At 59.6% G+C, this 15,349-nt stretch carries 14 protein-coding genes; 7 read left to right on the forward strand and 7 right to left on the reverse strand.

Annotated elements, in window-relative coordinates; genetic code table 11:
• The first annotated feature begins 223 nt into the window (after nucleotides 1-223).
• The 3 genes from PAF20_RS00605 (at nucleotide 224) to rpsO (ending at nucleotide 2,122) form a co-directional block, all read left to right on the forward strand.
• Nucleotides 224-766, forward strand: a complete 543-nt coding sequence (locus PAF20_RS00605; RefSeq protein WP_271071829.1) for a pseudouridine synthase — start codon at nucleotides 224-226, stop codon at nucleotides 764-766.
• 72 nt (nucleotides 767-838) lie between these two features.
• On the forward strand, nucleotides 839-1,708 hold the full coding sequence (locus PAF20_RS00610; protein ID WP_271071830.1) for a calcium-binding protein: 870 nt from the start codon (nucleotides 839-841) through the stop codon (nucleotides 1,706-1,708).
• A 144-nt stretch (nucleotides 1,709-1,852) separates the two neighbouring features.
• Nucleotides 1,853-2,122, forward strand: a complete 270-nt coding sequence (gene rpsO, locus PAF20_RS00615) for a 30S ribosomal protein S15 (RefSeq protein ID WP_271071831.1) — start codon at nucleotides 1,853-1,855, stop codon at nucleotides 2,120-2,122.
• Between the two features lie 110 nt (nucleotides 2,123-2,232).
• Here the strand turns inward: rpsO and PAF20_RS00620 are convergent, their stop codons facing one another.
• A complete protein-coding gene (locus tag PAF20_RS00620; RefSeq protein ID WP_271071832.1) occupies nucleotides 2,233-3,684 on the reverse strand; it encodes an aldehyde dehydrogenase family protein in 1,452 nt (483 codons plus the stop codon).
• Between the two features lie 148 nt (nucleotides 3,685-3,832).
• Between PAF20_RS00620 and PAF20_RS00625 the strand changes: the two genes are divergently transcribed.
• Nucleotides 3,833-4,495: a peroxiredoxin gene (locus PAF20_RS00625; protein WP_271071833.1), complete on the forward strand. Its 663-nt coding sequence runs from the start codon at nucleotides 3,833-3,835 to the stop codon at nucleotides 4,493-4,495.
• A 138-nt stretch (nucleotides 4,496-4,633) separates the two neighbouring features.
• On the opposite strand, the gene PAF20_RS00630 is transcribed toward PAF20_RS00625, so the two are convergent.
• The 3 genes from PAF20_RS00630 to pnp all read right to left on the reverse strand — a co-directional run bounded on the left by PAF20_RS00630 (nucleotide 4,634) and on the right by pnp (nucleotide 8,100).
• On the reverse strand, nucleotides 4,634-4,999 hold the full coding sequence (locus PAF20_RS00630) for a cupin domain-containing protein (RefSeq protein ID WP_271071834.1): 366 nt from the start codon (nucleotides 4,997-4,999) through the stop codon (nucleotides 4,634-4,636).
• An 89-nt stretch (nucleotides 5,000-5,088) separates the two neighbouring features.
• Nucleotides 5,089-5,886 carry a hypothetical protein gene (locus tag PAF20_RS00635; RefSeq protein WP_271071835.1) on the reverse strand — a complete coding sequence of 266 codons (798 nt, stop codon included), beginning with the start codon at nucleotides 5,884-5,886 and terminating at the stop codon, nucleotides 5,089-5,091.
• A 72-nt stretch (nucleotides 5,887-5,958) separates the two neighbouring features.
• Nucleotides 5,959-8,100 carry a polyribonucleotide nucleotidyltransferase gene (gene pnp / locus PAF20_RS00640; protein ID WP_271071836.1) on the reverse strand — a complete coding sequence of 714 codons (2,142 nt, stop codon included), beginning with the start codon at nucleotides 8,098-8,100 and terminating at the stop codon, nucleotides 5,959-5,961.
• 275 nt (nucleotides 8,101-8,375) lie between these two features.
• Between pnp and PAF20_RS00645 the strand changes: the two genes are divergently transcribed.
• Together PAF20_RS00645 and PAF20_RS00650 are read left to right on the forward strand one after the other, a co-directional pair.
• On the forward strand, nucleotides 8,376-8,990 hold the full coding sequence (locus tag PAF20_RS00645) for a YdeI/OmpD-associated family protein (protein WP_271071837.1): 615 nt from the start codon (nucleotides 8,376-8,378) through the stop codon (nucleotides 8,988-8,990).
• 44 nt (nucleotides 8,991-9,034) lie between these two features.
• A complete protein-coding gene (locus PAF20_RS00650) occupies nucleotides 9,035-9,406 on the forward strand; it encodes a winged helix-turn-helix domain-containing protein (protein ID WP_271071838.1) in 372 nt (123 codons plus the stop codon).
• Between the two features lie 383 nt (nucleotides 9,407-9,789).
• Here the strand turns inward: PAF20_RS00650 and mutT are convergent, their stop codons facing one another.
• The 3 genes from mutT to PAF20_RS00665 all read right to left on the reverse strand — a co-directional run bounded on the left by mutT (nucleotide 9,790) and on the right by PAF20_RS00665 (nucleotide 12,435).
• A complete protein-coding gene (gene mutT / locus PAF20_RS00655) occupies nucleotides 9,790-10,188 on the reverse strand; it encodes an 8-oxo-dGTP diphosphatase MutT (protein ID WP_271071839.1) in 399 nt (132 codons plus the stop codon).
• Between the two features lie 43 nt (nucleotides 10,189-10,231).
• Nucleotides 10,232-11,467, reverse strand: a complete 1,236-nt coding sequence (argJ, locus tag PAF20_RS00660; RefSeq protein ID WP_271073222.1) for a bifunctional glutamate N-acetyltransferase/amino-acid acetyltransferase ArgJ — start codon at nucleotides 11,465-11,467, stop codon at nucleotides 10,232-10,234.
• 113 nt (nucleotides 11,468-11,580) lie between these two features.
• Nucleotides 11,581-12,435: a peptidylprolyl isomerase gene (locus PAF20_RS00665; RefSeq protein ID WP_271071840.1), complete on the reverse strand. Its 855-nt coding sequence runs from the start codon at nucleotides 12,433-12,435 to the stop codon at nucleotides 11,581-11,583.
• Nucleotides 12,436-12,637: 202 nt separating this feature from the next.
• Here PAF20_RS00665 and secA point away from each other — a divergent pair, with 202 nt between their 5' ends.
• Nucleotides 12,638-15,343: a preprotein translocase subunit SecA gene (gene secA, locus PAF20_RS00670; protein ID WP_271071841.1), complete on the forward strand. Its 2,706-nt coding sequence runs from the start codon at nucleotides 12,638-12,640 to the stop codon at nucleotides 15,341-15,343.
• Nucleotides 15,344-15,349 lie beyond the last annotated feature (6 nt).

Below are 15,349 nucleotides of genomic sequence, written 5' to 3' on the forward strand. Positions count from 1 at the left end.
CCGGCCCGGAACAAGGGGCGCAGCCCCGCCGGGCCAGCGTCCGGCCGCCCCCTCGGGCGGACGCTTTGGTGCCGGTCCGCGCCGGGCGACCGTTCGGCGGGTTGGCGGCATAAAGCGCGTCGCGGAGATGCGGCCAGCGTCCACCCGCGGCCGGACCCTGGCCCTTTGTCGGCCGCCGCCCGGCGGCCTTGCGTTGCCGGTTGGCGCTTGTCACAAGCGGGTCATGCTGATCCTGCTGAACAAACCCTTCGGCGTGCTGCCGCAATTCACCGATAATTCGGCCAATCCGCGACCGACTCTCGCGGATTATGTCGATGTGAAGGGCGTTTATCCCGCCGGGCGGCTGGATATGGACAGCGAAGGGCTGATGCTTTTGACGGATGACGGGCGGCTGCAGGCAAAGATCGCCGATCCGAAGCACAAGATGGAAAAAACCTATCTGGTGCAGGTCGAAGGGATCGCCGCTGAAGAACAACTTGCGGCGCTTCGGCAGGGTATCACGCTGAAGGACGGCCCGACGCGGCCCGCGAAGGCCGAGGGCATTGCCCCGCCTTCGCTGTGGGAGCGCGATCCACCGATCCGGGTGCGCAAATCGGTTCCCGACAGCTGGATTCGCCTGACCATCCGAGAGGGGCGGAACCGGCAGGTTCGGCGTATGACGGCGGCGGTCGGGCTGCCGACGCTGAGGCTGGTTCGCTGGCAGGTCGGGCCCTGGACTCTGGATGGGTTGGAACCGGGACGTTGGCGTGAGGCTCGCCCGCGTTAACGCTTTCTTCAGATTAGCGAATGAAAACTTAGCGTTTGCGTTATGTTCCGACTCGGGTTGACGAGGTGGAACATGCTCATTCTTGCGGGGATACTTGGCGCTTTGGCTGCGGGCGCAACGGTCGGTTTGATGGATGGTGACGAGGATGAGAGCGATGCCGCCGATGCTGAACAGTCGGACAAGCCTAAGCAGGCCGAACAGGTCGCAGGGGGGCAGGGGGACTTGCCGGGGCAGGTTCTGTCCGGTGATGGCGTGCTTGTCGGCGGCGAAGGTCACGATGCCCTGACCGGGGGGGATGGGCAGGACGATCTGACCGGCGGCGGTGGCGATGATAGGCTGTGGGGCATGGGTGGTGACGACATCCTGTTTGGCGATGACGCACCGGATGCGGCGGGCGCTGACCTGTTGAACGGCGGCGGTGGTGACGACACTCTGGCCGGGAATGGCGGGGCGGACCGCCTGTCTGGCGCGGCAGGGGATGACAAGCTGTTCGGGGGTGACGGTGACGACACTCTGCTGGGCGGAGGTGGTGCGGATGAACTGGTGGGCAGCGCGGGTGATGACATCCTGTCCGGCGGGGCGGGCGATGATGATCTGTCAGGCGGGGCAGGCGATGACAGCCTTGCCGGAGGCGCGGGGGCCAATAACCTGCATGGGGGTAAAGGCGACGATACGCTGATCGGCACCGATGGTGACTGGCTCGACGGAAATGAGGGCGACGATCTGTTCCGCGTTGAGCCTGACGATGGCGGCGTGGTGACCATCGGCGATTTCGAACTGGGCGACCGGATCGAGATTCTGGTGGACAATGCGGATGCGCAGCTACGGATCCTTCGCGATGACGAAGGGACGGCGGTGTTGCAAATTGACGGTGTGCCCGTGGCGCGGATAGCCGACGCGGATGCGATGACCGCGGACGATATCCGGCTGATTACGGGCTGATCCGGGTTAGCCCTTTCATTTTACGGCAGATTTGCGTATATGCGCCCGTCCGCTGGTGTGAACCTATGCGGCACCCTCCATGGGCCAGTGCTGGACGACATCCCGGCCTGTGCCATAACCCCTTGATTCCGAAAGGAGACCCCGATGTCGATCACTGTCGAAGAAAAGAATCGCCTGATGAAGGAATACGCGACGAAGGAAGGCGACACCGGTTCGCCCGAAGTTCAGGTCGCGATCCTGACCTCGCGCATTTCCACGCTGACCGAGCATTTCAAGACCCACAAGAAGGACAACCACAGCCGTCGTGGCCTTCTGAAGCTGGTCGCACAGCGCCGCAAGCTGCTGGACTATCTGAAAGGCAAGGAAGAGGCCCGTTACACGGATCTCATCAAGCGTCTGGGTATCCGCCGCTAAGGTGATGCCGGGCCGCAAGGCCTTTGGAACGACAGCGCCCGCAGCCTTGGCCGCGGGCGTTTTTATTTGTGTGGTGAAGCGCCCCGTTTCAGGGGCGCTTTCGGGCAAGGTCAGGCGTCGGTGTCCCAGCCGCTGATGGCTTTGGAATCCATGAACTCCTCGATCCCCCAGACGCCGCCTTCGCGCGCGCGACCCGAACGACCGATACCGCCGAAGAAGGCACCGGGGCCGCGACCCTCGCCATTGGTTTCCACCATACCGGCGCGAAGTTTGCGGGCCATGCGGTTGCGGCGTTCCCCATCCTGCGTCTGGACGTAATTGGTCAGGCCGTAGTCTGTGTCATTGGCGATGCGCACGGCCTCTTCCTCATCCTCGAAGGGGATGATGGACAGGACCGGGCCGAAGATTTCTTCCTGCGCGATGGTCATGTCGTTATTCACATCGGCGAAGACGGTCGGGCGCACATAGTAGCCGCGGTTCATCCCCTCGGGCAGGCCGGGGCCGCCGGCGACAAGGCGCGCGCCTTCGCTGATACCCTTTTCGATCAGGCCCTGAATCTTGTCCCATTGCGCCTTGGAGACGACCGGCCCGATATGGCGGCCGCTTTCGTGACCACTGGCAACGGCGGTCTTTTCGGCAACTTCTTTTGCGGTTTCGACGGCACGGTCATAGATGTCGCGCTGCACCAGCATCCGGGTCGGTGCGTTGCAACTCTGGCCCGAGTTGTTGAACACGTGCCGCGCACCACGCACCACTGCCTTTTCGTCGGCATCGGAAAAGATCACATTCGCACCCTTCCCGCCAAGTTCCAGCGCGACCTTCTTCAGACTGTCGGCCGCCGCCTTGGAAATGGCGATGCCTGCGCGGGTAGAGCCGGTGAAGCTGATCATCTCGACATCGGGATGGGTGGAAAGCTGGGTGCCGACACCAACACCATCACCGTTTACCAGATTGAACACACCCGCGGGGACGCCCGCCTCATCCACGATCTCGGCAAAGACCATCGAGGACAGCGGCGCGATTTCGGATGGCTTCAACACCATCGTATCGCCGGCCAGCAGCGCAGGGATGACCTTCAGCGTGACCTGATTCATCGGCCAGTTCCACGGCGTGATCAGCCCGACGACGCCGATCGGTTCCCATGCAATCATTGTCGAGGGTGAATTCGCGTTCAGCGGGCGGATGAATTCAAAATCGCGGAAGGCGTCGATGAAATTCTGCGTGTGATATGCGCCCGCACCCACCTGGTCATTGACTGACATATCGGTCGGCGCACCCATTTCATGGGTGATGGCCCAAGCCATGTCGCTGGCACGGCGTTTGTAGATTTCCAGAATTTTCTCGGCATAGGCCAGACGCTCTGCCGGTGGGGTTTCCGACCATGCGGGGAAGGCACGTTTCGCGGCAGCGACCGCAGCATCGGTATCGGCCTGATCACCAAGCGAGATTACCGCAACCGGATCCTCGGTCGAGGGGTCGATGACCTCCAGATCGTTTGCGGCAACGGGGTCAACCCATTTGCCGTCGATGTAGAATTTTCGCTTGTCCAGAAGCTCGCTCATCCTGAGTCCTCCATTCGTTGACCGAATGGTCGCATTTAGGCGTGCCGGACGCAAGCTGGTGCAGCATGGAGAATGCTGTCCAAAAAGGGGCCTGGAACTTGCTTTAAGACGCCTATGTTTCGCCAGAGGTTAACCGAAAGGACCCGATATGACCCTGCGTATCAACGACACTGCTCCGGATTTCACGGCAAATTCGACCGAGGGCGAAATTAAATTCCACGAATGGGCTGGTGACGACTACGTTGTTCTGTTTTCCCACCCTCGTGACTTTACGCCGGTCTGCACCACGGAATTTGGCGCCGTTGCCCAACTGGTTCCCGAATTCGAGAAGCGCGGCACGAAGGTGCTGGGCGTTTCTGTTGATTCGGTAGAGGACCATGGGAAATGGAAGGGTGATATCGAAAAAGTTGCCGGCTGCCCGGCTAATTTTCCGATGATCGACGACACCGATCTGAAGGTCGCGAAGGCCTTCGACATGCTGCCGGCGGACTATTATCTGCCGACCGAAGGTCGCACCCCGGCGCATACCGCGACGGTCCGCACGGTCTATATCATCGGGCCGGACAAGAAGGTCCGCATCGCCATGACCTATCCGATGTCGGTTGGCCGCAACTTCGCCGAAATTATCCGGGCGCTGGATGCGGTGCAGGAAACCGACGGCTTGCCGCTGGCCACCCCTGCGAACTGGATGCCGGGGCAGGATGTGATCGTGGCGCTGTCGCTGGATGATGCTGCCGCAGAGGAGAAGTACGGCAAGCTGGAAAAGAAACTGCCCTATCTGCGCTTTGCCAAGGACCCGAAACACGGGTGATATCGCAGGAAGGCCGCGCCTTTGGGTGCGGCCTTTTCGTTTTGTAGCGAACGCCTGGCGGGCGAAACGGAGCTGAGCCGAGCAATCGCGAACGTCCACACAGCTTTTCAGACAAATACAGTCTGCTTGGTGCCTCTGCTATTCGTATTGTATGATCACTGAAAGAAAGTCTTCTTCACTCGTGACGACGGTGTGATGACCTTTGCCGTGCTTGTCTTCCATGTGCCAAACATCACCAGGGCCAATATCCCTATACTCTCCGTCGCTTGCAGTCACACGCACTTTACCGGAAAGGCATACGAGCTTCTGGACGACGGGCGTTGGATGAACCGGCTCATCCCAGCCCGACTTCAGCCTCAGAAACATTGTTTGCTTGACTCTTTCGCCCCGTGAAACTTCGATTGCCTTTGCAGGCGGCGCAAAGTTCCGTTCTTCCAGCTCAACATCTATATCTTCCCAATGGCTCTCGCCCTGAGCATCGGAATACAGCTTCTGAAATCTCAATTTTATGTCCTTCCAGGGGGGCCGCGACACCCTACCGCGAAAATTCGCTCAGAGCGCGGAAAATTTCGAGCTGGGCACTAAGCAACAACTCACAAAAATCCCGCCGCCTTTGCCCGTGCCACGTGATATCCCAGAAAGCTGTCCTCGGGTATCTCGCCACCGTTTTCCTTGGCCAGCAGCTTGTTGATATTGCTGGCCGTCAGGTGAACTGCGCGGCTCTTGGGTCCGAAGCTGGCGTCGGTCAGGTCTCTGGGGGTCACGAAGCGGCGGCAGTCTTTGGTCAGGATCGGATAGAGGACCTCCAGCGGGAGGGCATATCGAAGCTCATCATGCTTACGCAGGAAGGCTGTCAATGCGCGGGGGCCGGTTGAACCCCAGGGCCAGTTTTCAATCGGCACGCCGCGGCCAAGGGTTTTGATCTGGTATTTCAGCCGCCGTGCGCCCTGAATATGCGGCGCGATGCCGCGTGTGTCCGGACCCAACTTAGACAGGTCCGCCAGAACCGGCGAATCCTTAGGCAGGCGCAGCACGGCGCAATTCACCTGATCGGGTTTTTCATAGCCGTAAATGCGCTCGCCGGTAAATTCGAACGGTTGCAGCGCGATCATGTCCAGGTCGACCCATGTTTGATCGGTGTTCCGCATCAGCGCGAAACGGAAGAAATTGGAATGAAGCGAGGGTGAGCCTTCGCGGGCATAGGTCGAGATCTTGCGGGCGGGGTAGACCTCATTCGCGTCGCGGCCCTCGACCCCCGGCGGCAGGTTCTGAATGGGGCCGTAGCTATAGACGGTCAGCGGGTTGCCCATGCGCAGGAAGCTGGCGGCAGAGGCCAGTTCAATCGGGCCAAGCCGATCGCCCACCCAAAGGGTTGCCAGTGTATTGCGCATCGGTTTCTCCAACTGAAAGGCCGGCCCGAGGATTCCCCGGACCGGCCTGATTTTACAAGAAGCCTTGCCGAATTATTCGGCGGCTTCTTCTTTTGACTCCGTGATTTCCTCGCCGGTTTCCTGATCGACCATCTTCATGCCAAGGCGGACCTTGCCACGGTCGTCAAAGCCCAGAAGCTTAACCTTCACTTCCTGACCTTCTTTCAGCTCATCCGAGGGGTGACCCAGACGCTTATTGGCGATCTGGCTGACATGGACCAGCCCGTCGCGCTTGCCGAAGAAGTTCACGAAGGCACCGAAATCGACCAGCTTAACGACCTTGCCGGTGTAGATCTGGCCTTCTTCGGGTTCGGCGACGATCGAGTGGATCATCTCGTAAGCCTTCTTGATCGACTCACCATTGGCGGATGCGATCTTGATGACGCCGTCGTCGTTGATGTCGACCTTCGCACCCGAAACCTCGACGATTTCGCGGATAACCTTACCGCCAGAGCCGATGACTTCGCGGATCTTGTCGGTCGGGATCTGCATCGTCTCGATGCGCGGCGCGTGTTCGCTGAACTCACGACGACCCTCGGTCAGGGCTTTGCCCATCTCGGCCAGAATATGCATCCGGCCATCTTTGGCCTGTGCCAGAGCCTGCTGCATGATTTCCGGCGTGATGCCCGCAACCTTGATGTCCATCTGAAGGCTGGTGATGCCGTTCTCGGTACCCGCAACCTTGAAGTCCATGTCGCCCAGGTGATCTTCATCGCCCAGAATGTCGGTCAGAACCGCATACTGGCCGTCTTCCTGAAGGATCAGACCCATTGCGACACCGGCCACCGGCGCTTTCAGCGGAACGCCCGCATCCATCATCGACAGCGAGCCGCCGCAGACAGACGCCATCGAGGACGAGCCGTTGGATTCCGTGATCTCGGACACGACACGGATGGTATAGGGGAAGTCCGTCGCGGCGGGCAAAACCGCCTGAAGCGCACGCCATGCCAGCTTGCCGTGGCCGATTTCGCGGCGACCGGGCGAACCCACACGGCCAACTTCGCCAACCGAATAGGGCGGGAAGTTATAGTGCAGCAGGAAGTTAGACCGGAAATTGCCATGCAGCGCATCGATGATCTGTTCGTCATCGCCGGTACCGAGCGTGGTCACAACCAGACCCTGCGTCTCACCACGGGTGAACAGCGCCGAACCATGCGTGCGCGGCAGGAAGCCGACTTCGCATTCGATCGGACGAACGGTCTTGGTGTCGCGGCCGTCGATCCGGGCGCCGCCGGCGATCACGTCGCCGCGCAGGATGTCGGATTCCAGCTTTTTCAGGGCAGAGCCGAGATTGGGATCTTCCAGCTCTTCCTCGGACAGTTCGGCGACGATCTTCTCGCGGACCTCCTGAATGGCATCGCGGCGGTCGCTTTTGTCCTTGATCTGATAGGCGGCGCGCATGCCGTCTTCACCCAGCGACTTCACGCGGCCGGCAAGTGCGCTGTATTCCGGCGACTGGAAGTCGAACGGCTCTTTCGCGGCGGATTCAGCCAGTTCGATAATCAGGTCGATGACCGGCTGCATCTGTTCGTGACCGAACTTCACTGCGCCGAGCATTTCTTCCTCGGTCAGCTCGTAAGCTTCCGATTCGACCATCATCACGGCGTCTTTGGTGCCGGCGACAACCAGATCGAGGCGCTGCTCGGGGTTGTTGCGCAGCTGGTCCATATCCTGAACTTCGGGGTTCAGAACATAGTCGCCATCGGCAAAACCAACGCGGGCCGCACCAATGGGCCCCATGAAGGGAACGCCCGAAATGGTCAGCGCGGCGGAGGCGGCGATCATGGCGACGATGTCCGGATCGTTGACCAGATCGTGCGACAGCACGGTGCACATGACCAGAACTTCGTTCTTGAAGCCCGGCGCAAACAGCGGGCGGCAGGGACGGTCGATCAGACGCGCGGTCAGCGTCTCTTTCTCGGTCGGGCGCGCCTCGCGCTTGAAGAAGCCGCCCGGAATTTTACCGGCGGCATAGTATTTTTCCTGATAGTGAACCGTCAGCGGGAAAAAGTCCTGACCCGGCTTTGGTTCCTTGGCGAAGGTCACGTTGGCCATGACGCTGGTTTCGCCAAGGGTGGCGATGACCGAGCCGTCGGCCTGACGGGCAACCTTGCCAGTTTCCAGGGTAAGCGTTTCCTGCCCCCACTGGATTGATTTCTTTACTTCTTGAAACATCTGATTTCCTCTCGGGACGTGCCGGCCCTCCGGTCGTCCCTCATGTCATATGGCGGCCCCATTGCCGCCGCCCCTATCCTTATGCGTCGCCCCGGGGCCGGGCATCACGTCACAGATTGGGGGGCCATACAGGAAAATGTGAGAGTTGGGAAGTGGTCAGGGGCTGGGCCGAATATGCGAAACCGGGCGCGGGCTTCGTGTGTTCCGGGCAAAAGGTCTGTGAAGGCAAAAGACCGCTCTGCTAAACTGGCGGCGCAGAAGGGCAGGAGGCAAAAATGACCGACAAGCAATCAAAGAAAGCAAAGCCGTCGGACCAGGTGCGTCTTGACGCGTTTTTCTCGGACCTCAAGGATTGGCGGGAAGAGCTGCTGGCCCTGCGCGAAATTGTTCTGGATTGCGGTCTGGTCGAGACATTCAAGTGGTCGTCGCCCGTTTACACGTGGGAGGGCGCGAATGTTGCTATCATCTGGGGTTTCAAGGATCGTGCGGCACTCGGTTTTTTCAAAGGGGTTCTGCTGAAGGACCCTGACGGCGTTCTTGAAGCACCGGGTGAGAATTCCCGTTCGTCTCGGGTAGCCAATTTCATCAGTCCGGCAGAGGTCCAGAAGGCCGAGGCTACGCTTCGAAAATATGTTGCAGAGGCGATTGAGGTCGAAAAGAAGGGCTTGAGCGTCGATCTGCCAAAGAACGATCTGGACTATCCGGAGGAGTTGGTCGCGAAGCTTGATGAGGATGACGCGTTCAGGACAGCCTTTGAAGGTCTCACCCCCGGTCGCAGGCGCGGTTGGGTCTTGCACTTCTCGGGTGCGAAACAGTCTAAAACACGAGCGGGTCGGATCGAGAAGGCGGCGCCTGCAATTCTTGAGGGCAAGGGGATGCATGATCGTTAGGCCGACAGCTTGCCGCCCCGCAATCCGCGCGGCATGATCGGCCAATGTCGCACCCGCCCTTTCATGACCCGGACCACTATCCCCGCCTTCAGGTCAGGCTTTATCTGGCTCCGGATGCGTGGCTTGGGCCGGGTAAGGCGGATCTGCTGGAGCTTATAGATAGGACCGGGTCAATATCCGAAGCGGGCCGGCAGATCGGTATGAGCTACAAGCGCGCCTGGTCGTTGGTAGAGGAGTTGAACCGGATCTTTTCCACCCCATTGGTAGAACGGGTTCGCGGCGGTGCTGGTGGCGGTGGCGCATGCCTGACGGCAGAGGGTCGCGAGGTGTTGGAAATATTCCGGCGTATTGTTTCGGGCGCAGGCTATGTAACCGCCAATGATGCAGCTCGGCTTATGGCGATGCGAGAGGCATGAGCCCTGTCGTTACAATGACGGCCGGTTCGCCGTGCTTAAGTGCAATTCTTGAGTTCAATCATTCCGGGAATTACAAAAGGGCGCCGCGTGACTTGTTGGGCGCCCTTTATAGTTGTTTAGATTTTTAGTGCTGGAGTCCGTCTTATCGGATTACTGGCTTGCCCTGATAGGTCTTTTCGCCAACGCGGATAACAATTTCACCTGTTTCGGTCGTACGCTCAAACAAGCCCTGGACCGAAATGTAACTACCTATGGTAATTGTACGAATCATTTCGCGCCTCCCTAAGAGACTCAAATACTAGTTAACTTTCTAAAAAATAGGTTAAGAAACTGACGGCCGCGGACACCTTTAACGAGTGTCGCGAAAACCCGTGATAAAAATATCACAGCCAAGCCTGAATCATCGGTATCAGCGGTAAATCTGCCGGTGGCATCTGGTATTTGCGCAAATCTTGGGCACTTGCCCATGCAAGACGCTGGTTCTCCATCGGTCGCGGGACACCCTTCCAACGTCGGCAGGCAAACAGCGGCATCAGCAGGTGAAAGCTCTCATAGCTGTGGCTGGCGAAGGTAAGCGGCGCGAGGCAAGAGGTTTCGGTGTCGATGCCCAGTTCTTCGTGCAACTCTCGGATCAGCGCGGCCTCAGGCGTTTCGCCGGGTTCGACCTTGCCGCCCGGAAACTCCCACAGGCCGGCCATGGACTTGCCTTCGGGGCGTTGGGCCAGAAGAATACGGCCATCCGCATCGATCAGCGCGACAGCGGCGACGAGAACGGTCTTCATCTGTCATTCCTTGCTGTGCCTGCGGGGTCGTTCCCCGCGCAGGTCATGAGCGGTAATCGGCGTTGATGTCGATATAGCGATGCGTCAGGTCGCAGGTCCAGACCGTGCGCGAGGCCGTGCCAAGCCCAAGATCGACGCCGATCACCAGCCGGTCGCCCTTCATATAGGCGCTTGTTTCGGCCTCGTCATAGGACGGCGCGCGCCAGCCGTTTTCAGCCACGACAATATCGCCGAAACGGATGGTCAGGCGGTCGCGGTCTGCCTTTGCGCCGGATTTGCCCACTGCCATGACGACGCGGCCCCAATTTGCGTCCTCGCCAGCTATAGCGGTCTTGACCAGCGGCGAATTTGCGATGGACATGGCGACTTTGTGTGCATCGGCTGCGGTTTCCGCGCCGGTAACCTGCACCTCGATGAATTTGGTGGCACCTTCGCCGTCCATGACCACCTGCTGCGCAAGATCAAGCATGACAACGCCAAGCGCGTCGGCAAAGGCACGCGCATCCTTGGATCGCATGTCTTCCAGCGGTGCGGCCTTCGACTGGCCCGTTGCCGCAAGGATCAGCGCATCAGAGGTGGAGGTATCGCTGTCCACGGTAATTGCATTGAATGTCTCATCAACCTGGCGGGACAGAAGCTTTTGCAGGTTGGCGGCGGAAATCTTTGCATCTGTGAAAAGATAGACCAGCATAGTCGCCATATCCGGCGCAATCATGCCCGAGCCCTTGGCGATGCCGCTTATATGGATCGGCCCGGATTCCGTATTGACGGTCGCGCTCGCGCCCTTCGGGAAGGTGTCGGTCGTCATGATAGCGCGGGCGGCATCGGCTGCGCCGCCTGCATCCAGTCGCGCTGCCGCATCGCCCAGAATCCCGGTGATACGTTCCCACGGCAAGGGCTCACCAATGACGCCGGTTGATGACGTGAATACGCGCGAGGCCGGGACCGAAAGCGCCTGTGCGGCGGCTTCGGCAACCTTATCGACGGCCATCTGGCCCGCCGCACCCGTAAAGGCGTTGGCATTGCCGGAATTGACGACAATCGCCGCGCCCTGACTGCTGTCCTGTTTGCCAGAAAGCTTTGCCTGACAGTCAAGAACGCAGGCGGCGCGGGTCGTGGACCGCGTGAAAGCACCGGCAATGGCGGTGCCGGGGGCGAGGCGCACCAACATGACGTCGGTGCGGCCCTTGTATTTGACCCCTGCCGCAGCAGAGGCAAATTCAGCTCCCGCGATTTGCGGCAGATCCGGAAAAGCAGCAGGCGCAAGCGGTGAGATCATCGGGCCGGGACTGATGTCAGTTGCCTGCTTTTCAGCCTTCGCGAGCTTCTTATCCCTGGCCTTGCCCGATTTTTTGCCCTTCTTGTCCTTCTTCTTTTCCTTGTCTTTTGCCATCAGTTCGGAATCTCCAGGATGTTCTGATCGAGAACGGCGGGGTCAATGCCTTCGGTACGTTCTACCGTCGCCTCGCCGGCAATGCGCTCTATTTCCTCGGCGACCTTTTGACGACGGATTTGCTGAACGAGCGTTTCACGCACGTCGGCCATCTCCGGCGCGGTCATGTCGCGCGTTTCATTCAGTTTGATGACGTGGAAGCCGAACTGCGACTGAACGGGGGCTTCGGACGTTGTGCCCGGCTCCATCGCGACGACGGCTTCGCTGAATTCCGGCACCATGCGGTCAGCGGTGAACCAGCCAAGGTCGCCGCCGCTCTGTGCCGAACCCGTATCGACCGAACGTTCCTCTGCCAGTGCAGCAAAGTCACCGCCGTTGTTCAGTTCTTCGATGACGGCGTTTGCGGCTTCTTCGGTCTCCAGCAGGATATGGTCGGCATCATATTCCTGTATCGGCTCATCCGAGGGGAAAGCCGCTGCATATGCTGCCTGAACCTCTTCGTCGGTCGGCTCGAAATCGGCGACACGTTCCATCACGGCACGCACAAGATAGTCGCGGCGCTGATTGGCAAGGAATGCGCGGTCAAGGGCGGTCAGCTCTTCCTCGCCTGTGTTGGCAAGGGCTGCCTGACGGACCATTTCATCCAGCAGAAGGTCCCACATCTCATTGGCGGGGACCTGCGCCATGTCGGGCGGCATGGACAATTTCATCGCAGCCATCTGGCCAAGGGTGATTTCGGTGCCATCGACCGTTGCAACAACGGTGTCCGGATCAGCGGTGGTGTCCTGCGCAAAAGCCGGTGCGGCAATCATTGCGGCAGCGAGTGCCAAGGCGGAGACAGTACGGTTGAACATGAAATTTCCTTCAAACTGGGCCCCTTCGTCTTGCAACAGAAAGGGGCAAGCGTTGACACTGCATGGACGCGAGCCTACATCCGGCGCAACCGAAAAGGCGCGCCCGCGCCGTTTTTTCCCTGGCCGTGATACGGCAGGACGGACGGTCCGGGCAAGGGGCCGCGCGCCCAGCCTTTCCCGAAACAGAGTGGCCGGAGTGATCATGCTGGGTCTAGGCAATATGGCGAAGAAGGTCTTTGGTACGCCCAACGACCGCAAGGTAAAATCGGTCCGCCCGCTGGTGGCGAAGATCAATGCACTGGAAGCAGAGGCGCAGGCACGCTCTGACGAAGAGTTGATCGCCAAAACCCGTGATCTTCAGGCCCGTGCGCAGGGCGGCGAGGATCTGAACAAACTTCTGCCAGAGGCATTTGCCAATTGCCGAGAAGCCGCGCGGCGTGCGCTTGGTCTGCGGGCGTTCGATACGCAGTTGATGGGCGGGATCTTCCTGCACGAAGGCAATATTGCCGAAATGAAGACGGGCGAAGGCAAGACCCTTGTGGCGACCTTCCCTGCCTATCTGAACGCGCTTGCCGGCAAGGGTGTGCATGTCGTCACCGTCAACGACTATCTCGCCAAGCGCGATGCCGAGTGGATGGGCAAGGTCTTTGCGCAGCTTGGTATGACGACGGGCGTCGTCTATCCGTTCCAGCAGGATGATGAAAAGCGGCAGGCCTATCAGGCCGATGTTACCTATGCGACGAATAACGAGCTGGGCTTTGATTATCTGCGCGACAATATGAAGGGCTCGGTCGAGCAGATGGTGCAGCGCGACCATTTCTACGCCATCGTGGACGAAGTCGACTCGATCCTGATCGACGAGGCGCGGACGCCGCTGATCATCTCTGGCCCCTCGCAGGACCGCAGCGAGCTTTATGTGACGCTGAACGAATTCATTCCGCAGCTTACCGAAGAAGATTACAAGCTGGACGAAAAGGCCCGCAATGCCACCTTCACGGAAGAGGGCAACGAGAAGATGGAACAGCTTCTAAGCCAGGCTGGCATCCTGCCCGAGGGTCAGACCCTGTACGATCCGGAATCGACGACCATCGTTCACCACGCCAACCAGGCGCTGCGTGCCCATAAGCTGTTCATGCGCGACCAGAACTATATGGTTCAGAATGGCGAAGTCGTGCTGATCGACGAATTCACGGGGCGCGCGATGAAAGGCCGCCGTCTGTCGGACGGTCTGCATCAGGCGATTGAGGCGAAGGAAGGCGTGAAGATCCAGCCGGAAAACGTCACGCTGGCCAGCGTGACCTTCCAGAACTACTTCCGCCTTTACAACAAGCTGGGCGGCATGACCGGGACCGCTGCCACAGAGGCAGAGGAATTCGCCGATATCTACAAGCTGGGCGTGGTCGAGGTTCCGACCAACAAGCCGATTGCGCGGGTTGACGAACATGACCGCGTCTATCGCACGGGCAGCGAAAAATACGCCGCCGTGATCGAGGCGATTCAGGAAGCCAATGCCAAGGGTCAGCCGACGCTTGTCGGCACCACCAGCGTCGAGAAATCGGAAATGCTGTCGCAGATGCTGCAAAAGGCGGGGATCAAGCACAACGTGCTGAATGCCCGTCAACACGAGCAGGAGGCAAATATCGTGGCCGAGGCCGGCAAGCCCGGCGCTGTGACCATCGCCACCAACATGGCCGGTCGTGGGACGGATATTCAGCTGGGCGGCAATGTCGAGATGAAGGTGATGCAGGCGCTTGCCGCCGATCCAGAGGCCAACCCCGATGAGCTTCGTGCAGAAATCGAAGCCGAACATGCCGCTGACAAGGAAAAGGTCCTGGGTGCTGGCGGGTTGTTCGTGCTGGCGACGGAACGTCACGAAAGCCGCCGGATCGACAACCAGCTGCGCGGTCGTTCAGGCCGTCAGGGCGATCCGGGACGGTCGCTGTTCTTCCTGTCGCTGGAAGACGATCTGATGAGGATTTTCGGATCGGAACGGCTGGATTCGGTGCTGTCCAAACTGGGCATGAAAGAAGGCGAAGCGATCGTTCACCCCTGGGTAAACAAATCGCTGGAGCGGGCGCAGGCGAAAGTCGAAGGCCGCAACTTCGATATTCGTAAACAGCTTCTGAAGTTCGACGATGTGATGAACGATCAGCGTAAGGCTATCTTCAGTCAGCGCCGCGAAATCATGGACAGCGAAGAGGTGGGCGAGGTTTCTGCTGATATGCGCCATCAGGTCATCGAGGATCTGGTTGACGAATATATGCCGCCGCGCACCTATGCCGAACAATGGGATGTCGAGGGTCTGGCGGCTGCCAGCGTCGAGCGGCTGAACATGAACCTGCCCATCGCTGAGTGGGCGGCCGAAGACGGTGTCGATCAGGAAACCGTGGTAGAGCGGATGATTGAGGCGACAGACAAATATATGGCCCAGAAAGAGCAGGATTTCGGGCCAGAAACGATGCGCCAGATCGAAAAGCAGATCCTGCTGCAATCTATCGACCAGAAATGGCGCGATCACCTGCTGACACTGGAGCATTTGCGTTCTGTTGTGGGCTTCCGGGGCTATGCACAGCGCGACCCGCTGTCGGAATACAAAACCGAGGGGTTCCAGCTTTTCGAATCGATGCTGGACGGTCTGCGCTCTGACGTGACGCAGCAGCTTGGTCGTATACGCCCGCTGACCGATGAAGAGCGTGAACAGATGATGCGCCAGTATCAGGATCAGCAGGCGCAACAGCAGCAGGGAATGCGTGCCGAGCATGAGGAAGCCGGGGGCGGCGAGGCATCAGCCGAGGCAACCGGGTTCAACGAAAATGACCCGGCAACATGGGGAAATCCGTCGCGCAACGATGCCTGCCCATGCGGATCGGGCAAGAAGTTTAAACATTGCCACGGCGCACTCGTCTGAAGCTGA

The sequence above is a fragment of the Paracoccus albus genome, assembly GCF_027913035.1.
Taxonomy (GTDB): domain Bacteria; phylum Pseudomonadota; class Alphaproteobacteria; order Rhodobacterales; family Rhodobacteraceae; genus Paracoccus; species Paracoccus albus.